At 40.6% G+C, this 19,962-nt stretch carries 15 protein-coding genes and 1 pseudogene; 7 read left to right on the forward strand and 9 right to left on the reverse strand.

All coding sequences use genetic code 11. The features are described from left to right. The first annotated feature begins 521 nt into the window (after positions 1 to 521). On the forward strand, positions 522 to 5,129 hold the full coding sequence (locus tag HWQ43_RS16800; protein ID WP_292736016.1) for a PAS domain S-box protein: 4,608 nt from the start codon (positions 522 to 524) through the stop codon (positions 5,127 to 5,129). A 175-nt stretch (positions 5,130 to 5,304) separates the two neighbouring features. Here the strand turns inward: HWQ43_RS16800 and HWQ43_RS16805 are convergent. Together HWQ43_RS16805 and HWQ43_RS16810 are read right to left on the reverse strand one after the other, a co-directional pair. Next, positions 5,305 to 5,557: pseudogene (locus tag HWQ43_RS16805) on the reverse strand (IS4 family transposase); the annotation flags it as partial. A gap of 367 nt (positions 5,558 to 5,924) precedes the next feature. After that, entirely contained in the window at positions 5,925 to 6,383 is a 459-nt protein-coding gene (locus tag HWQ43_RS16810) for a BON domain-containing protein (RefSeq protein ID WP_292736019.1), read from the reverse strand. Between the two features lie 467 nt (positions 6,384 to 6,850). Here HWQ43_RS16810 and HWQ43_RS16815 point away from each other — a divergent pair, with 467 nt between their 5' ends. Together HWQ43_RS16815 and HWQ43_RS16820 are read left to right on the forward strand one after the other, a co-directional pair. Next, positions 6,851 to 7,771 (forward strand): ribonuclease D, encoded by a 921-nt coding sequence (locus tag HWQ43_RS16815; protein WP_292736022.1) that lies wholly within the window; start codon positions 6,851 to 6,853, stop codon positions 7,769 to 7,771. A gap of 233 nt (positions 7,772 to 8,004) precedes the next feature. After that, entirely contained in the window at positions 8,005 to 8,847 is an 843-nt protein-coding gene (locus HWQ43_RS16820) for a tetratricopeptide repeat protein (protein WP_292736025.1), read from the forward strand. A gap of 126 nt (positions 8,848 to 8,973) precedes the next feature. Here the strand turns inward: HWQ43_RS16820 and HWQ43_RS16825 are convergent, their stop codons facing one another. The 6 genes from HWQ43_RS16825 to HWQ43_RS16850 all read right to left on the reverse strand — a co-directional run bounded on the left by HWQ43_RS16825 (position 8,974) and on the right by HWQ43_RS16850 (position 17,004). Continuing rightward, positions 8,974 to 10,542 (reverse strand): sodium/solute symporter, encoded by a 1,569-nt coding sequence (locus HWQ43_RS16825; RefSeq protein WP_292736028.1) that lies wholly within the window; start codon positions 10,540 to 10,542, stop codon positions 8,974 to 8,976. Between the two features lie 138 nt (positions 10,543 to 10,680). Further along, positions 10,681 to 10,956 carry a DUF485 domain-containing protein gene (locus tag HWQ43_RS16830; protein ID WP_292736031.1) on the reverse strand — a complete coding sequence of 92 codons (276 nt, stop codon included), beginning with the start codon at positions 10,954 to 10,956 and terminating at the stop codon, positions 10,681 to 10,683. A gap of 445 nt (positions 10,957 to 11,401) precedes the next feature. Further along, positions 11,402 to 12,793, reverse strand: coding sequence for a hypothetical protein (locus HWQ43_RS16835; RefSeq protein WP_292736034.1), 1,392 nt, complete (start codon positions 12,791 to 12,793; stop codon positions 11,402 to 11,404). 403 nt (positions 12,794 to 13,196) lie between these two features. Further along, a complete protein-coding gene (locus HWQ43_RS16840; protein WP_292736037.1) occupies positions 13,197 to 14,867 on the reverse strand; it encodes a phosphatidylglycerol lysyltransferase domain-containing protein in 1,671 nt (556 codons plus the stop codon). Between the two features lie 115 nt (positions 14,868 to 14,982). Next, on the reverse strand, positions 14,983 to 15,891 hold the full coding sequence (locus HWQ43_RS16845; RefSeq protein WP_292736040.1) for an alpha/beta hydrolase-fold protein: 909 nt from the start codon (positions 15,889 to 15,891) through the stop codon (positions 14,983 to 14,985). A 150-nt stretch (positions 15,892 to 16,041) separates the two neighbouring features. Then, positions 16,042 to 17,004 carry an alpha/beta hydrolase-fold protein gene (locus HWQ43_RS16850; protein ID WP_292736042.1) on the reverse strand — a complete coding sequence of 321 codons (963 nt, stop codon included), beginning with the start codon at positions 17,002 to 17,004 and terminating at the stop codon, positions 16,042 to 16,044. Positions 17,005 to 17,151: 147 nt separating this feature from the next. Here HWQ43_RS16850 and HWQ43_RS16855 point away from each other — a divergent pair, with 147 nt between their 5' ends. Then, positions 17,152 to 18,084: a lysylphosphatidylglycerol synthase domain-containing protein gene (locus tag HWQ43_RS16855; RefSeq protein ID WP_292736060.1), complete on the forward strand. Its 933-nt coding sequence runs from the start codon at positions 17,152 to 17,154 to the stop codon at positions 18,082 to 18,084. Positions 18,085 to 18,354: 270 nt separating this feature from the next. On the opposite strand, the gene HWQ43_RS16860 is transcribed toward HWQ43_RS16855, so the two are convergent. After that, a complete protein-coding gene (locus HWQ43_RS16860; RefSeq protein ID WP_292736045.1) occupies positions 18,355 to 18,495 on the reverse strand; it encodes a hypothetical protein in 141 nt (46 codons plus the stop codon). Between the two features lie 37 nt (positions 18,496 to 18,532). Between HWQ43_RS16860 and HWQ43_RS16865 the strand changes: the two genes are divergently transcribed. From HWQ43_RS16865 to HWQ43_RS16875, 3 genes are all read left to right on the forward strand, one after another. Continuing rightward, positions 18,533 to 18,922, forward strand: coding sequence for an agenet domain-containing protein (locus HWQ43_RS16865; RefSeq protein ID WP_292736048.1), 390 nt, complete (start codon positions 18,533 to 18,535; stop codon positions 18,920 to 18,922). Positions 18,923 to 19,020: 98 nt separating this feature from the next. After that, on the forward strand, positions 19,021 to 19,404 hold the full coding sequence (locus tag HWQ43_RS16870) for an N-acetyltransferase (RefSeq protein WP_292736051.1): 384 nt from the start codon (positions 19,021 to 19,023) through the stop codon (positions 19,402 to 19,404). A 288-nt stretch (positions 19,405 to 19,692) separates the two neighbouring features. Further along, a complete protein-coding gene (locus tag HWQ43_RS16875; protein ID WP_292736054.1) occupies positions 19,693 to 19,944 on the forward strand; it encodes a hypothetical protein in 252 nt (83 codons plus the stop codon). Positions 19,945 to 19,962: the final 18 nt, after the last annotated feature.

Raw genomic sequence — 19,962 nt, forward strand, 5'->3', positions numbered from 1 at the left:
CCCAAGCTGGTAACTCTCGATCATATCCTAGTCTTCAGCAGAAGAGGTCAGTACCACAACCGGAATCTTCTAGCAAGTCAAACTATATTTATCGTTTGGTGAATATGGCAACAGATGCGCTAATTAAAAAAACAGAAATTTTGTTAAAGTGAAACTAGAAGTAGGCGATCGCATTGTTATTATATCTAAATGCTGAAGTAGATATCTTGGCAATATCAATATTTTACTTATTCATTCAAATTTAAATATTGATTGCTACCAAATAAATAGTAGTATATCAAGTAACGATCGATTTCCAAAAAATTTCACCTGCAAGGAAGGGAGTAAAAGAGCGTCATTTATCTTGATGGATAGAACTAAATTTTTACTTTCTATATCAGATAGCTAACAAATCAACCTCTGGCAAAAGAGGTTTTGTAACTCAGCAAAAATCTATCTGGAGATAAGTTACTAAAATTTGCAAACTAGCTTAGGGTATATACAGCCTCTGCAATGAGTATTGGTTGTTCTAAGAACTTTTCATGCCCCATATTCATTATTCTCAGTTACTGCGTTATGGCATCGTTGTATTAATTGTTGCACTTGCATTAGTGCTAATGTTGATGCTAGACCCCTGGTTAAGCATGAGTGGAACTCCTTTTTTGCTGTTTTTTAGCGCTGTAATGGTGAGTGCTTGGTATGGTGGTTTGAAGTCAGGGGTGTTAGCAACTTTCTTGTCTGCGTTACTAAGCGATTACTTCTTTCTCCCTCCAGCTTATGAGCTGAGTTTTGACTTATCCAATTCTGTGCGAATTGGGTTGTTTGCATTACAAGGATTGCTCTTTAGTATCTTATGTGAGCGATTAAAAACTGCAAAAATACGAGCTGATAGAAATCTGCAAGAGCTAAGAGTTAGTGAAGAAAGATTTCGATTAGCATTAAGTAGTTCAGATATCGTGGTCTTTCAGCAGAATTGCGATTTGCGATATCAATGGATTCATAATCCTCAAGGTCTAGAAACTGCTGAGGAAATGTTAGGTAAGTCTGATGATGAATTATTTCCAGCCTCAGTAGCAGAGCAATTGAAGGGAATTAAGCTAAAGGTAATAGAGACTGGTGTTGCAACCCGCCAAGAAGTTTATCTGACAACTTATGGAGAAGACTGTTACTACGATTTGCTAGTTGAACCACTAAAGGATGCAGACAATAGCATTCAGGGTATTACCTGTACAGCTGTGAATATTACTCAACTAAAACAAACTGAACAAGCATTACGGGAAAGCGAAGCTAAGTTTCGCAGTGTAGTTGAGTCAAACATGATTGGTATTGGCTTCTGGAGTAGAGACGGGGGGATTACAGAAGCAAACGATGCCTTGCTGAATATGGTGGGTTATACCCGTGAAGAATTAGTTTCTGGAAAAATTAACTGGCAAGATTTAACTCCTACAGAGTACGGGCAACTCGATAAGCAAGCACTGACTCAACTTCAAGACAGTTCTTTTTGCACACCATATCAAAAGGAATATATCCATAAAAACGGCTCACGCTTCCCGATTTTGGTAGGTGCTAGCCGCTTTGAAGGGATTGTAGATCGAGGAGCTTTTTTTGTTGTCGATATTACAGAGCGCAAGCAGGCTGAGGAAAGACTACACTATATCGCCCAAATTAGTAGTTTACTCTCTACTTCGCTAGATTATGAACAAACCTTAGAACAGATCGCTAAAATCTCGGTTCCCCAGCTTGCTGATTGGTGTAGCGTCGATATTTTAAATGAAGATGGTTCCATTCGCCGCCTACCCATTGCCCATACAGACCCATCGAAAGCGGAGTTGGCGCGTAAACTTCAGGAGTATGCAACAGATTACAAGGGTGCAAGCGCAATTACCAAAGTACTGCAAACCGGGCAAAGCGAATTAATCTCAGAGGTATCTGACTCGCTATTAGTGGCAAGTACTCAGAATCAGGAACACTTAGAACTTGTTCGCCAACTGGGGATGAAGTCTGTGATGATTGTGCCGTTAATTGCAAAAGGGCGAGTACTGGGCACCATCAGCTTTGTCACCACTCAAGCAGACCGTCGGTACGATCGCACTGACCTAACTTTAGCAACAGATATTACCCAGCGTGTTGCCTTAGCAGTGGAAAATGCCCAACTTTATCGAGACATCCACCAAGCTTTAATCCATTATGCCGAATCTCTATCTCTTTTAGATGCGTTACTAGGAGCGGCTCCTGTTGCCGTATGCTTTTTGGATCGGGAACTGCGATATATCCGCATTAATCAAGTTTTCGCTGACATTAACGGTTTAACTATAGAAGAACATCTAGGATGCAAATTTAGAGAAGTCTTGCCAGCAATGGCGGCTGAGTTAGAGCCACAATTACAGCGCGTGTTAGATACTGGAGAACCCCTGCTGAATATGGAAATCAGCGGTGAGACAAGGGAGCAACCCGAACGTTACGGTTACTGGCTGGGCAACTATTACCCAGTTCGTAACGCAATGGGTGAAACGGTAGGAATTGGAATTATTTTGGCAGATGTTACCGCAGCAAAGCAAACAGAAGTTGCTTTGCGAGAAAGCGAAGAAAGGTTTCGGGCAATGTTCAATCAAGCAGCTGTCGGTATTGCTCTCGTAGCGTTGGATGGACAATTTCTGCAAGTTAATCCTGCTCTGTGCGAAATTACTGGGTATAGCCTAGAAGAGTTAATTCAAATGAACTTTCAGGAAATTACCCACCCTGACGACTTAGAAGTTGATTTGGAAAATGCTGGGCGAGTTTTAGCAAAAGAAATTAGTGGTTATTCCCTAGAGAAACGCTACATCTGCAAAGATGGTTCCATAGTTTGGGTCAATCTAACTTCATCAACAGTTTGGGATGTTAACGGACAACCTATGTATGCATTAGGGATTATTGAGGATATTAGCCATCGCAAACGAATTGAAGCCACACAAAACTTTTTAGTCGAAGCCAGCACCTTACTAGCTGCCTCATTAGATTATGAAATCACCTTGGAAAATGTGGCAAATCTAGCAGTGCCAACTTTAGCCGATTTGTGTATTGTAGATGTCTTTGAGGAAGATTGGTCAAGTAAACAAATTGCGATCGCAATTGCCGATCCCACAAAACTAAATATTTTAGACGAAATCCGACGGCGTTATCGACCCAAAACCAAAGCCAAAGAGCTTGTACGGCAGCTACGCTTAGGAATATCTGTCTTTTATCCCGAATTATCTGACTCACATCTTCTACAGATGTCTGAAGACAACGAACATCTGCAATTGCTGCAAAATCTGGGTATTCGTTCTCTAATGGTGATTCCAGTTCGTTCCCGCGGGCAATTATTTGGAGCAATCTCTTTTTTTACCGCCGAATCTGGTCGGTACTATCAACAAACAGACTTGGCTTTAGCAGAAGATATTGCTCGGCGGGCGGCGACAGCCATCGACAACGCCAGACTCTACCAGGAAACTCAACGGTCTGTCAATCGCACAGTACTTTTACAAAAAATAACTGCTGCCTTCTCAGAAGCTCTAACTCCCCAACAGGTGGCTGATGTAGTGGTGAACCAGGGCATTGCCGCCTTGGAAGCTACTGGTGGTTCCGTTGTCTTACTTACTGAAGGAAATACTACCCTAAAAGTTGTGCAAGCAATTGGCTATCCGCAAACGCTCATAAATACTTGGACAAGTTTTCCAATCGCAGCACCTAACCAAATAGCAGAAACAGTCAGAACTGGGCAGCCGATTTTTTTAGAAAATTTAGCAGCCATGATTGCTAGATATCCCGACTTAGCAGACGTTGTGACTGTTATAGCGAATAATGCTTGGGCTTCCATTCCCTTGATAGTAGAAGGTAAAGTAATTGGGGCTTTGGGATTAAGCTTTACTCCTCTTCAAATATTTAACGAAGAAGACCGGGGATTTATGTTGACACTGGCACAGCAGTGTGCGCAAGCCATCGCCCGCGCTCAACTTTACGAAGCTGAAAAGACAGCTAGGGCACAAGCCGAAACAGCCAACCGGATTAAAGATGAATTTCTCGCTGTCCTTTCTCACGAACTCCGAACTCCCTTGAATCCGATTTTAGGGTGGGCAAAGTTACTCAGAACCCGCAAGTTCGACGAAGCTACTAAAATCCGAGCATTAGAAACAATCGAGCGGAATGCCAAGTTACAAACCCAATTGATTGGAGATTTACTTGATGTTTCGCGGATTTTGCAAGGTAAAGTCAGCTTAAATCTCCATGCAGTGGATTTGAAAATAGCGATCGCATCTGCACTAGAAACGGTGCGTTTGGCAGCAGAAGCCAAATCGATTCAAATTCAAACGGTGTTAAGTAATGATATCGGCAAAGTTCTCGGCGATGGCGATCGCTTGCAACAAGTAATGTGGAATCTCCTCTCCAATGCCGTTAAATTCACACCCACAGATGGACTTGTAGAAGTGCGTCTACAGCAAGTTGGTTTAGATGCCCAAATCCAGGTAATTGATACAGGTAAAGGAATCAACCCAGACTTTTTGCCCTACGTCTTTGATTACTTTCGGCAAGCAGATGCTAAAACAACCAGAGTATTTGGTGGACTGGGATTGGGACTGGCAATTGTGCGTCATTTAGTAGAACTTCATGGTGGCACAGTTCAGGCAGAGAGTTTGGGAGAAGGACAAGGGGCTACCTTCACAGTCAAACTACCTCTGCTCAAAAATTCTGAGTTGCGATTTAGCAGTAGTGAGGCTTCTCAAGCAGAACTCGAGACTGAGGAGACATTACTTGCTGGAGTGCAAATTCTGCTTGTGGACGATCAAGCCGATGTGCGAGAATTTTTTAGCTTTGCGCTGGAACAATATGGCGCGACAGTAACGGCAGTTGAATCAGCAGATGAAGCGCTGCAAACATTAGTGCAATCCCAGCCAGATATCCTCTTAAGCGATATTGGAATGCCCATCATGGATGGGTATATGTTGCTACGCGAAGTGAGAAAATTACCGCCAGAGCAAGGCGGACAAATTCCCGCGATCGCTTTGACTGCTTATGCAGGAGAAATTAACTACAACCAAGCAATGGCAGCAGGATTCCAAAAACACTTACCTAAACCCGTCGATCCAGTGGATTTAGCCGCAGCGATCGTTAGTCTCGTTGATCGCACTTAACCTTGAGGTAAATAAATTCTTCAATTTCTCTTCTTTCCTTGACAAATTAAATGCCTCGTTCCCAGGCTGTGCCTATTGGTGACAACTTAAAGCGATCGCCAAAATGTCAAGTGGGGTGTGGAGATAAGTCCAAAGTGTCTCGCTGTTGAGATTTGAGTTGATATTTAACAACGTTAGACAATGCTTGTTGCGATACGCAAGTCGCTTTGCACAATCAATTTGTCTTCTCGATTTAATAACCGATGTAACTCGCGCACCGATGGTACTTGTCGCCACAGTAGTGTTAATACTGCTGCCACCATTAGAGGTAAACCCAGAATCCGGTCGCGTAGCCCCAACTGCTGGTAATAGGACAGTTGATTGTATACCAGTGGTGTTAATAGCTCTTCCATCCACGCGGCGATTACTTCGTTTTCTGGCGCTGGCATGTTTCTATCCCGCTTGTGATCTGGGTTTCCGACTCTTGGATTTGCCATCGTTTTTTCCCTTGATGCACCTGTTGACATTACTTTTGTCTTAAGTTGTCACCAATAGTATCTGACTGGGAATGCCGTCCTTGGGGCTGCCGCCTCCCTTGCTGGCGGCAGAGCCGCAATTGAAGTGCATTTCCAGCCCAGAGGCTGGAAACGAGATTTGAAAAGGCTTTTAGTTAAGTTGACATCAATGCAAGGCCTTGTGCCTCTACCGCCTGGTCTATTTACTTGAAAATAGCTATAGCAAAAACAGAGACTTACACAGATGCAAGTCTCTGGTTGGCTTTTATGCCGCTGCTAACTAAAAGCTTCAGTTATTCTTTTATGGCTTTTTCACACTATCAACTTTTGCTTCTACCTTCACTGTCTTCACACCTTGAACTTCTTTAGCTAAGGTTTCAGCTTTCTTGAGTTCTTCAGCAGAAGCGGCTGTACCTTTGAGGATAATTTCACCCTCTTTGTTTTCAACTTGTAACTTGTTGCCTGGTAAACCTTTATTCAACTTTGCGCTAACTTCAGTTTTTAAATCGCTCTTAGCTTTTGTTGCTGCCGTTTTTTCAGGAGCGGTTTTAACTTTCGTACCTGTATTAGCTGCTAAAGGAGTAGTTGGTGTTTCTGGAACTTTGGCAGTTTGATTTGTCTGCGAAGCTGGTTTGGCTGGTGCTTGAGCGGCTTCATTAGTTGTGCTAGGAGTTTCTGAACCAGTTTTAGGAGCCTCTTGGCAGCCAAAAGTACCAACTACCAAAATGCTACTAACTACTAATAGAATTAGCTTTTTCATTATCTATCTCCGAATTGAGTACTTGAAGCGGTTAATTGAGGTGTGTGTGATGATGAGGAGCAAATTTAAAAAAACAATTAAAAGTGAAGTAGCAAAAATGCTTAAGCAATAGCTCAGGTTACTGAAAATTGAAATTTGGACGATTTCTTGAAACTAAGATTTTGCACCCAGTTTTGAGAAATTCCAATTCAATTTTCCTGACGGCTGATAACCAGTATGGCTTTACTCACAGTCTGTGGCTCTCTATGAATTTAATGTAGATGCTGAGTAGCTGTTTTGATGGTAGACTATGCCACTCCACAGTAGTGACTCGATGTTATCAGATTTGAGTTAATTTGGCGATATCTATGACGAATTTCAAACTTCAGCCTTTTTGCAATCCTGTATAAGCATTCTTACCAACAAAATGTTACTTTATAAAACTATGGCTTACTTACAATGCCTTAAATATCAGGAAATATTAGCCAATGCCCTACCTTACTTCGGCTAGCGAAATTCGTGCCATTGTTGCTGAATATACAAACGCTAAAACACTGTGGATAGATACAGAAGTCGCTGACTATAAAAGTCGTAATCCCCGATTATCGCTGATTCAGGTATTAGATAATCCTCAAGATATGAGTGGCGATCGCGTCTATCTTTTAGATGTCTTAGATCAGCCTACTATTATAGCTGAATTTATTGACCAAATTATGATAGATTCTGCCATTGAAAAAGTTTTTCACAATGCCAGTTACGATCTAAAATTTCTCGGTAGCAAGAAAGCCAAAAATATTACTTGCACTTTGGAAATGGCCAAAAAAATTCCCTACTATCTTTTGCCATTACCTAACTACCAACTCAAGACAATAGCGACAGCACTTTGTAGCTTTAATAATATCGATAAACAAGAACAAAAAAGTGATTGGGGAAAACGCCCTCTGACTGAAGAACAGATAGAGTATGCTTACCTAGACTGCATTTATCTTGCTCAAATTCACCTAAACTTGTTAGGCTTACAAGCCCAAGCCAGCCCCGAACCTGCAACGGAAGATTTAATATCACTAAGTACTAGATACTCGGAACTTGAACAGCAATGGAAGTCGTTGAATTCAGAATTTGAGCATTTGCAAGAACGTATGAAAAAAGCTATGCAAGCTCAAAATATATCTGAAACTTCTAATTATAAGCTGACTAGTTATGAGCGTACAACAGTCAAAGCTGCATTTACAGAATTGGCAAAGATAGCACAAACTCAAGGTATTAATTTAGATTTTTCAATCACACTAACTCAGAAGCTCCAAAAGGATTTAGGAAAAAATCTGGAACAATTGTCTGTAGATATTGACAAAAATACGTCTTGGCGGCTAATTTCCAAAACTCAAGAGAGTGAAGCTGAGGATGAGTAAATTGTTCATCAGGCTACAAATGTCAGAGTTTATAGAGTTATTGTGAAGAAGAAATATTGAAACTTAATAATTATTTCCTGCTTTTTTCTCTGATAAATATATAAAATATTAGGGAAAATTGTCAATTAACTTTAAAGGCCTATCAAAAATTAGAATAGTTATTGAGTTAAAGAATTAAAATCTAGATTTTGGTACTAATTCCGTTCAGGTATGATGGCAGTTTATATTAACTTATGAGACGGCGTTTATTTGGGCAAAAGCGAACAAGGGTAAATACTTTATTTACCATAGCTATTTTTACTACATTGACTGCAATTAGCAGTATTTCTTGTAGTAAGAATGACAATGTATTGGTGACAGAAATAGGAGTTAGTCAACCTAGCCGTCGTTCAGCTACAACATCCAGAGGTGGGGAATTTTATCTTCAGGGAAAGAATCAGCATTTAAACGGCGACTTGCAAGCTGCGATCACTTCTTATAGTAAGGCAATTAGTCAAAATTCTCAGTATGGCGCTGCCTACAACGCGCGAGGATTAGCCTATTTTGATTTGGGAGACAAGGAAAAAGCGATCGCAGATTACAATCAAGCACTCCGCATCAATCCTAACGACGCCGAAGCCCACAATAACTTGGGGAATGCCCGCGCCTCACTGGGAAACAACAGAGAAGCAGTTAAAGATTACAGTGAAGCAATTCGCCTCAATCCCAACTATGCCGAAGCCTACAATAACCGAGGAAATGCCCGCGCCACCAATGGAGACAAAAAAGGGGCAATAGACGATCTTGATCAAGCGATTCTGCTTAACCCCAAATATGCGATCGCTTATAATAATCGAGGAAATGCCCGTGCTGCCAATGGAGATCCCAAGGGTGCGATCGCAGATTACAATCAAGCCATTAGCCTCAATCGTAACTTTGCCCCTGCCTACAATAACCGAGGAAATGCCCGCGCCACCAATGGAGACAAACAGGGGGCGCTCAAGGACTTACAACAAGCAGCAAACATTTTTCAAAGTCAAGGTAACAACGACTTATACCAACAAGTGATGAATAACATCAAAGAACTTGGGCAGTAGCAGAGGGGCAGGGAGCAGGGGAACAGAGGAGCAGAGGAGCAGGGGGAAATTCCTCTCCTCTGTATACTTTTCCCTGCACCTCTACCTCTTTACCCAATGACAAATGACAAATGACAAATGACAAAATCACATCCCAGAACCAATGTGAATGCGATCCTCAACTTCCGCAAATTTTTCCTGTGCCAGCTGTTCAGTACTCAATAGTGAAACGACAATCGCCACAATAAACGCCAGTGGGATGCTTATTAATCCAGGATTTTTTAGGGGAAAGGGTGCAGAAGCGTGCTTGAGAATCGTTACTTGAATAGTAGGTGACAAATAAATCAGCACTAAAGAGGAGACAGTTCCTACTAACATACTTGCAACTGCACCATTGGTTGTGAAGCGTCGCCACAGCATGGATAAGAGCAACGCTGGGAAGTTTGCACTCGCAGCGATCGCAAATGCTAAACCTACCATATAAGCTACGTTTTGTCCTTTAAACAAGATACCCAGAAATATTGCCACTAATCCCAAAAGCATTGTCGCACCACGAGCCACCTTCAATTGTTCTGACTCGTCAGCATGGCCAGAGCGCACCACGTTCACCCACAAATCGTGGGACAATGCAGCTGCACCTGAAAGTGTCAACCCAGCAACAACCGCCAAAATCGTTGCAAAAGAAACAGCGGCAATAAAACCTAAGAAAGCATCACCGCCAAGAAATTCTGCCAACATCGGCGCAGCCATATTACCACCAGTACCAATTTGCTTGATGGCATCTTGACCTACTAACACCATAGCTCCAAAGCCCAGAATAAAGGTAAGGAGATAAAAAACGCCAATAATAGCTGTGGCATAAGTAACAGAGAGCCGCGCTGCTTTGGCGTCGGGTACTGTATAGAAACGCATCAGAATGTGTGGTAGTCCAGCAGTGCCGAACATCAACGACATCCCCAAAGAAATCGCATCAAAGGGATCGGAAACCAGTTTGCCTGGAGCTAATACACCTGTATACTTTTCAGATGCAGCAGCGAAAAGAGCGATCGGGTTAAAGCCAAATCGTGCTAGTACCAAGATAGCTAGTAAGACAGTTCCGCCGAGCAACAAAACTGCTTTGATAATTTGTACCCAAGTGGTGGCAATCATCCCGCCAAAAATCACATAAGCCATCATCACACAACCGACGATGACCACAGCTAATTCATAATCAAAGCCAAACAGTAGTTTGATTAATTCCCCAGCACCTACCATCTGGGCAATTAAGTAAAAGCTAATTACTACTAGCGTTCCAATTGCAGATGCAATACGTACAGGTTTTTGCTGCAAGCGAAAAGCCACTACATCGGCAAAAGTGTATTTACCTAAATTACGTAGTGGTTCGGCAATTAGGAACATAACAATCGGCCAGCCCACCAGGAAGCCGATAGAATAAATTAAGCCGTCAAAGCCGTTGAGTGCCACCAGCCCAGCGATACCTAAAAAGCTAGCTGCACTCATGAAGTCTCCTGCTAGGGCCAGCCCATTTTGGAAACCGCTGATTTTACCACCAGCTGTATAGAACTGTGCCGTATTTTTAGTAAGCTTTGCCGCCCAATAGGTAATGCCTAAAGAACTTACAACAAACAGAAGAAAGAAAGCGATCGCTAACGGGTTAAAGTGACCAAGACTGGTAATATCCGCCGCCAGTGGCAGATTGAACCACACACTATTCATGCTTTTTTGGTTTAGTATTTTTGAATTTGGGACTAGAAATTGCTAATAGCTAATTCGCCTTACTCAGTGCTGAGTGAGTCAAATACTACTCAGCACGGGCTAAATGCCCCGCTAACAGCACTTTTAACTCAGCACTCTTCATTTGCGTTTCAGCCTTGCGATTTGGTCGTCGTAACTACTATTTGCCCAACGCACGTAGATAAAAATTAATACCCATGCTGAGATAATTACCAGCGCCCCTAGTAAAATTCCCAGGCTCAGACCAGGAACTACTAATGACCCCAGCAGGGGCTTATTGAACGCGATTAATAGGATAAAGCCAAAGTAAATAAACATCATGGCTCCAGTCAGAATCAAGGATACCCGCCAACGTTCAGCGGCGAGAGCCTGGAGAGCCTTTGTGCGATCGTTCATGTCTTCCTTTAGGTTGAGAAGATTAGGTCAGATTGTCTCATTGAAGCTGATTTCTGCGTAATTTTCTTAAAGATTATTAGTAAATCTATTGCTATATCAGGTAATAAAATTAACTTTGCAAAGTGATATACCCAAATAACAAGACAATAGCGACTCTGTTTTGAGTCAAGAAACATAAAACTATAGATGCTGTTATTTATTATTTTTTCGGTAGTTTTTTATACCTTTAATTAAATCACTAACTCAGGAATTAAATTTTTATATACTAAAAAATAAAATAAATAGGTAGTTCCTACCAAGTTTTAAAATACTTCAAGTGTTATGAAATGTTTTTTTAAGTTATTAAATCAACTGAGATTAATAATACTAATCCTCTTTTCTTTGTGATAATTGTAAGCCATGGATCCCCGACTTCTCAAAGAAGTCGGGGATTTTTTGGATCAAATCAAAATTGATTTAGGATAGCTACCGTTTTGCTGTAATATTCAGTCTTGGTATAAATGCTGATAATACTACCACCAACTGCAAAAAAAGTACCTTCTTGCTCATCTTTAGAAAATTGCAAATTTGGGTATTTAGCAGCAGCTTCATCAGCAGTCATGGCTTTGGCTTCCATTTGATCTGGCAATAGTCCAGTAGAACCAATGTAAAATACTAAGGGAGATATTTTATCTTGGTAGATATTTTCTGCATATTGTTCTAACTTTTTATTTGCGACTGTTAAAGCTGCAACCATTTCTTCTTTGTTTATCTGCTTACCAGCTTGTTTGTCCTGCAATAACTGCGCCAAACTATCAGCACCAACTTTTTTAAGAATATCTCCAACAATACCATTTTGCTCAAGCCCAAGAAAATCATCAAAAATTGGTTTCATCAATTCGTCAACTTTTGTAATCTTGGTACGTGATGAAAGTAATCTGTGCCTAACAGCGAGATTCCGATTAAATGCCATCTCGAAACTTGGCTTAATGATAATTTCTCCAGTTTCTTTGTCATAAAAACGATACATTCTATTGAGAAACTTGTTAGCAGAAGGTAACTTACTCAGGTTCAGAATATATTGACTACCAATATCGATTTTATAACTCAACTTTGAGTCAAGAGTACCATTAGCTAAAGCTTCGTTGATGTCAGTGTATTCATTGGTTGTAGGAAAGTTGATGTAAGTATTCTTAGATAGATAGTGCTTTTTAAACTCATCTAACTGCGCCTCGATAAATACATCTGATTCTCTTTTTAAGTGAGCGCAAATAATACTAGTCAGTACTTTAATTTCTGCCAGTTCATCGAATAGTCCATCAATACTGCTGTAACGACTATTAGCAGCTACAAGTGGCAAGTTATCTAACTGAATCGTATATTCTGCCCGAAAGTCAAATTCTTCTGCATCCAGTATGCCTTTTTGTTTGAGTAAATCAAAGAATTTTTTACTACTAATTTTGACCTGTAAGGACTTTACATTGATTTTGCCGTCACTTACAATCGTGTAATTATTAAAGGTATTGAGGTCATTTACTAACAAGCCTGCTATTTCAATAGTAGGAGTTTGATCTTCAAATTTGGCAAGTTTAACTCTACGTTTAACAAGCATATTGATAGTAGCAGCGTTGCGGCTAAACTGAAACTCGCCCATACCAACATACTCAGCATTATCTATATATTCTGTTGTTAACCAAGGTTGTAACAGTTCTCCATTTTCGTTTCTAACACCTCTAATACGCTTAACACCTGTTCTTTGATAATGTTCTTGTAGGTGTTTGATGTTGACGATAATATTGTTGCGATATTCGGCAAAAATTTTGATTAGTTCTACTAGAGAAATCTGATTCTTTGTCATATTGCCACCTTCCATATAAAGGTCAATAATCTTTTATAGCAACGGTTATTGAAGTCTATTAATATTCCACAATAAGCTTTTATAACCGTACTAATTTCAAGTAAAAACACATAATGATTTGATTACCAAGCTTTGTACACAGTTTGGTAAATTCGTGGATAATTGAGGGTTTAAGTTTAAACGCAGAGGAGCGCAAAGTTTGTTTGAGTCTATTCGCTACGAACTTAGGCAAAACTGTACTTCGCGTTGCATACTTATCAGACATTCATACTTTTATAGTACAATTGTATCATAAAAATACCAAGTTGTGTCGGCGTAGTCCCTAGTAGATATCGTTGTGCAATGAGGTGTTATGGTATAGGGCAATTCAGTCAAAATCATTGCGAATTTTTTGAGCGCACATTTAGGCTCCGGGTTTAAAATAATCGAAGAGGCGATCGCCTGAATCTGCGCGAATCAATGCTACAACTACATCTGGTAAGGCAGCTAAACTGGGGTAAACCAAGTAACGCGGTTCCCAACGGGGGCGGAACTTGTCTTTGTAGGCGTGCAGTCCCTTGAAGTTGTAGAAACGATTCAAATGCTCGTAAAGATAGTGCAATACTTTCTCCAAGCGGCGTGATTCCGGGTTATCTCCAACTCCAGCAAGCGCAGAAAGACCGAAATTAAAGCTGTCGTAGCCATTCTCTTTAAAATGCTGGAGCAGGGAAATAAATAGAAAGTCCATTGTGCCATTTTCAAGAGATGAGCGATGTCGCATCAGGTCAATAGTCGCTTCGTTAAGTTGATACTCCCGGATAATGTTGGCAAAGGCGCTAATCTGACCTTCAGGATTATGCACCACAGCAATCTCGCACTCTCGCAGGTAAGCTTCGTCAAACCAACCCAAAGAAAATTGTTTTTCTGAACCTTGTACCATTTTCAACCATTCATCACTTACAGATTTGAGTCGGTGCAATAAATCATTGGCGATGGGTGGTTGGTAAAAGTCAATTTGGTATCCTAGCTTAGTTAAACGACTAATTGATGGTCTAAAGTTTTTACCGGCTTTACCTTGTAACGTAAAACTTTTTAAGTCAACGATCGCTTCCTCTCCAATCTTGAGTACCTTAAACCCCAATGACTTGTAAAGCTCTACATCATCAGGCATAGTTTGGTAAAAGCCAGGATACCAGTCGTTACGCTGGCAAAACTGCTGGAAAGCAATAATTGTCTCTTTGCGGTCTTCAATGGGGCCGATGGGATCTCCTAATGCGATCGCACCCCGTCCTTTGGGAACATAAGCAATTACACTATTACCCGAAGGACTGAAATAATAACTTTTATCATTTAAAAGTGTAAGCGCAGCTAAAGAAGAACATCCATATTGCTCGACAATTTCTTTAACTCTTCGTTGCTCATTTGTAGTTGTTAGATTGCGCCAAAATACAGGTTGCAACAGCATTACTATTGCATAAGTAATAGTACCTGCGGCAATAATATAGATAGAATTAGCAAAAAATTCTCCAAATCGACTCTTTGGTTGCAGTCCCCAATTATCCTCGGTGAAGAACATCGCCAAAGTCTGAACTATCGCTTCCCGCCAATTAAAATTTTCTGAAAATTTGCCGTCTAACAAGTAAAATCCAATAGTTCCGTATGCCAGGGTAAATAATAAAGCGCCTATCAGCACTCTGACTCCCCGTGCAATGGAAGGACGGTCTGATTGCGCCGTGAAAAAATGGCGCATCAAAATTAATTGCACTAGCAAAACTCCAGAGAGTAGACTTTCTTCATAGTCCAGTCCCTTCAGCAAGTGGCTGCAAATAGAAATTACTAGTAAAGCAATGGTCAATAACCAGGCTATTCTTTTCCGGCGTAATAAATTAGTAGCGAGTGTTAATAAAACAAACCCAGTCAATGCTGCGAATATGTGACCGCTGGCGCGAATTTCAAACGGTAAAAATTCCTTTAACCAGTGAGTCCGCCCATACAGGTTAGGTGTCACTGCTGATAATAAATTTACTACTCCGACTAAACCTGTTAGAAAAACTGCACTCCAAAGTCCAATCTTAGTTTTTAAATTATTTGTCATTGGTCATTTGTCATTGGTCATTTGTACTGAGTTTCGACTGCGCTCAACTACCGCGTAGCCGTTGGCGCAGCCTCTCCAAGAGTTGTATTGGTCATTTGTTTTGGCGTTAAAACTCTTAACTCTTAACTCCTAATTGTTTAAACTGTTCTCCGACATAAGAGAGGGAATCTTTGAGATGTTTGTGGAAGTAGTTCCAACCTACATTAGCACCAGACAAACCATGACCTCCGGGAAATGCATAAAATACGTGAGCAATGCCTAATTTATTTAAGGTTTCGTTGAAGGCTTTGGTGGAAGCTAGCAAATTAGTATCGTTCAAACCAGCATCTAGGTAAACACGCAATCGCTTCCTATCTTGAACTGTTAGCTGTTGCACAATTTGTTGAGGACTATTTTGTGAACCGCTGTCATCTGTAAAGTAACCACTGTGGCTAAACAAAATCTGGAAGTTATTGAGATAGCGTAATCCGATATTAAATGCCCCCCATCCTCCAGAAGATAAACCTCCTAGCGCCCAAAATTGGGGTTCTTTCAAAGTGCGGTAGCGCGACTTGACAACTTGTACTAATTCTGAACCAATCAAAGTGCCCACTTTGCCATTCGGCCCATCAAAGTAATTGGGGTCGTATAAAGGACTAGAACCGCGATTATCATTACCATCAGGGGTAATCACAATCGATGGCGGTAATTTTCCACTTTGATAAAGTTCATGCAATACATTTAAGAGTGCGTATTTATCAGCATAAGCACGAGCATCATCATGACCACCATGCAGTAAGAATATCACAGGGTAGCGCTTTTGCGGATTTTTGCTATAGCTAGGGGGCAAAATCACGCCGTAGTTACGGACTGCACCCATCGCTTGGGAGTTGAAGGTTGCTAATTGAAACTTTAGCCCAGTATTTGCCGTTTTTTTGGGTGGGTCTAGTTGTGGCGCACCTAAGATGAATACATAATAATAACCTGCGCCAGTGAAGAGTGCGATCGCTCCTACTAAGCCAATTAACAGTTTATAAATCTTCATACTATTTTAAAGGTAAAAAAATCACCTCCGTTAGAACTTACTATAATTAATCTGCTGAAAAATTGCAGTAAAGTTTTTCACATTAATGTTTAAATATCAACTGTTTTGCAAAGTAGTATTATTGATCGTAGGGATTTTTAATGATTTCAATTACTTTTTTTGATTAATATTTAAATTATCAGCCATGTTTGCTGTTTCAGAAGCTCGAAATTGTTCGCCGACAAATGTCAATGAATTTGCTAAATGTTTCCGCCAGTATTGCCAAGTGTGACTGCCAGGGAACTGACGAAATGAATTATAAATTTTCAGATTGTTTAGTACTTTGCTAAATCGCTCTGCTTCCGCGATCTCATCAGTATCTGATGTACCAGAATCTAGGTATATTTTCAACTTTTTTTGAGCTTGTAGGGGAATGGTTTTGATATAAGATATTGGGCTATTGGCTGGGCCACTTTTATCTTGAAAATAACCACTATGACTAAATAAAATCGAGAAACGATCTAGGTTGTGTAATCCCACATTGATTGCTCCCCAACCACCAGAAGATAAACCACCTATCGCCCAAAAATCGGGATTATTGATTGTACGATAACGGCTTTGGATAACTTTTACTAACTCATCGCCTACGGCTGTAGAGACTTTACCGTTAGGTCCATCGATATATTCGGGATCTCGGTAGGGACTAGAGCCACGTTTGTCATTGCCATCTGGTGTAATGATGATGCTGGGTGGCAACTTACCTGTAGTATAAAGTTGTTCTACAGTCTTGAGAGCTTGTCCCTTATTCTGAATAAACCAATCACTGGGATTACCATGTCCACCGTGGAGGAGAAAGATTACAGGATACCTTTGTTTTGGGTTTTGCTCATAGCCAGGAGGTAAAGAAACGCCATAAGTGCGACTTGCACCCATTGCTTGACTATCGTAAGTTTCAATTTTATAGGTTAGGAGAGTCGCTGAGTTGCTAGTATTGCGCTGGGTTGGAAGAATGGAAGGCTTTGTTTGTAAATCCTGCTGTTGCGGTGATTTTGCGACGACACCTTGGGAGAAATTACAGCCAACGAGGGTTAATACTGAAAATAACAAGAGAATTTTAGATTGTTTGTAGTTCATCTTTGAAAGGCATTGGGCATGGGGTAGTTAGTCGTTGCTTGCCTTCAAAAGCTTATGCAAACGGTATGTCAACGCTGTGTCAACAAGATGGAAACTTTACGACTGGTTGTAAATTAAAAGTCAAGACTTAGGATGAGTTTCTTCATGATGCTTAAAAAGCTGCGACTCAATTTCAGTTCTTTGTTTGGCTTGTTGCTGCTGCTGCTCTCCCTGTGGGCGATCGCTAACGAATTACGTCAGTATAATTATCGTGATATCCTCAACTCTCTAGCTGCTATTCCCAAAAGTCGCTTAAGCTGGGCAATTTGGCTGACAGCTTTGGGCTATGTAGTGATGATTGGGTACGATATCTTAGGTTTTAACTACATTAATCGCTCCCTAAGTTGGAATAAGATAGCTTTCACTAACTTTATTAGCTCTGCATTTAGTAATACCATCGGTTTTGCTTTGCTGACTGGCAGTGCTATCCGTTATCGATTTTACTCAACTTGGGGAGTTTCAGCAGTTGCGATCGCTCAAGTAATTGCTTTCGCCAATTTCACTTTTTGGTTGGGGATGTTTGCCGTTGCAGGTTTATTGTTCCTCATCAACCCCCTGAAGATTCCTACTCAATTACATTTACCTTTTGCTACTGTGCGTCCCATCGGCGTAATTTTTCTACTATTAGTTGCGGTTTATTTACTAGGAAGTATTTTTATTAAACAACCATTAATAATTCGTGGAGATGAATTTCGATTTCCTTCTTTGAAAATATCTCTGGCTCAAATAGCAATTTCTAGTTTTGACTGGATTCTTGCGGCTGCAGTTCTTTATATTTTACTTCCTAGCAATATATCTTTGTCATATTTAGACTTTTTGGGCATTTATTTACTAGCGATGTTTGCAGGTGTTGTCAGTAATGTCCCCGGTGGTTTGGGAGTATTTGAAACTATAATTTTGCTGATTATCTCCTCAAAAGTTTCGGCGGCGGCAGTTTTGGGTTCAATGTTAGCTTATCGGGGAGTCTATTATTTCTTACCTTTGCTAGTAGCAGCAAGTTTGCTAGGACTTTATGAAATTAGATTTAGAAAGGGGAATTAAAAAATAAACAATAACAACCCCACCCTAACCCTTCCCTTATAAAGGGGAGGGAACTAGATTTCTTGTTTCCCCCCTTAACAAGGGGGGATTAAGGGGGTAATTCGACTTGTGTGTACATTGTAGCTTTAGTAAAGGGAGAGGATTATGAGGTGGGCTGTTAGGGAATTATTTTTGCAAGATATCTAATGAATAACGTGTGGAATTCAGCTTTGGTATAACCACTACTATCCATTGATATCAAATTTGTAAAATCAGTAACTACTGTTATTTTTAAATGCGGAATCCTGCGGTGCTATCTTCACATTTGGCAGCAGAAATTCCTAATTTTTGCTGAGGCGATTGCGAAACAAATCCCACGAAAATAGTAACAGTTAGTTGCAAATTTTGAAGTAGATTTCCAGAAATCATCATCAAAATTTGGTTTTACTGTTTGAGGTTAGAAAGAATCATGAAAAATAAAGTATTGTTTGGCGCTATATTCATGGCAACTTGGGTAGGAACATTAATTCCCAGTGCTTTTGCTGCTTCACCCTGTTCTGTAGGACAAAAGGCTGAGGTTCTTTGGAAGGAAAGATGGTATCCAGCAACGGTACTTAAAGTTAATGATGAGAAATGCTATATTACCTACGATGGTTATGATAGTTCCTGGAATGAATGGGTTGGTACTGCACGCTTTCGGGCATCATTTCAAGCTGGAGATGCAGTGAGAATTTTGTGGAAGGGAAAATGGTATCCAGGGCAGGTTTTAGAAGTTAGTAACGATCTTTATAAAATTACTTATGATGGCTACGATAGCTCTTGGGATGAGTGGGTTGAACCTTCCAGAGTAAGCAGATAGAAAATATTTCACTTTTATAATAAGACTTATGCAACTGCCACTATCACTTGTGCCAGTTGCGTAAGTCCTAAATAAATTGTGATTAAAGGGGAATATGAATGGCGATCGCTATTCGACAAGCTCGTGACGACGAACTTGAGGCGCTAATTCCAATACTACTGTTGGCAGAACAATCGGAGCGTGCGCTGCGACGGGGGCTTGCTAACCTCGTCGATGCTGTATATTGCATGGACGACAGCGAACACTTGGTTGGTGCAGCAACGATGAAATGGCGCAGCGACCCCTGCGAAATTATGGAACTTGGTATAGCCTGTGACTTTCAAAGGCAGGGATTAGGTAAAGAGTTCGTAGCTTGGTTGATTAAAGAGGCGAGGCAACGCGGTAAGAGACAGATACTCGTCGGCACGTCTAATTCAAGTATCGCCAACATTGCTTTTTATCAAAAGTGCGGATTTCGGATGGATCATGTGCGCCAGGACTGACTTTTGGTATTTACCTCAACCAAGCTACGAAAACAGCATTCAGATTCAGGACTTGCTCGTATTTCGTTTCGATTTGGTGCCATCCTCAACTAAGAAAAACAAATTGAAAGAGGAAAAGCAAATTAGGTATGAAAACTAGGGTAGAATTAGTCCTTCGGGATGAAGAGGGAGAATGGCAGCAATGATGGTTCCCATTTAAGTCTGCTTGCTCACCAAAAAATTTACAGATTAATTGAGATAGTAGCCTAGATATAGATATGGTTACTTTAAGCTTGAGTGACTAGTGCTATGTACATTGAATCATTATCGATAGCAACCTTGGAGCAAGCAATTCACTTAAGAGAGGAAGTTTTCCCAGGCGTGAGTAATAGTAGTGATAGTTCATCGCTAGTGGCAAGTTTATATCGAGATAAATATGCTCAATGGTTTTCAAACAGTGGAATTACCCAACTCAATTACTGGGTTGCTATCGATGATAAATCTTTCCAAGTAATTGGGCTAACTTCCTATGATGAAACAGAGCCTAGAAAAATGACCTAATGAAGAGCAGGGCGTAAC

Source organism: Nostoc sp. JL31, assembly GCF_017114965.1.
GTDB classification, from domain to species: Bacteria; Cyanobacteriota; Cyanobacteriia; order Cyanobacteriales; family Nostocaceae; genus Nostoc; species Nostoc punctiforme_A.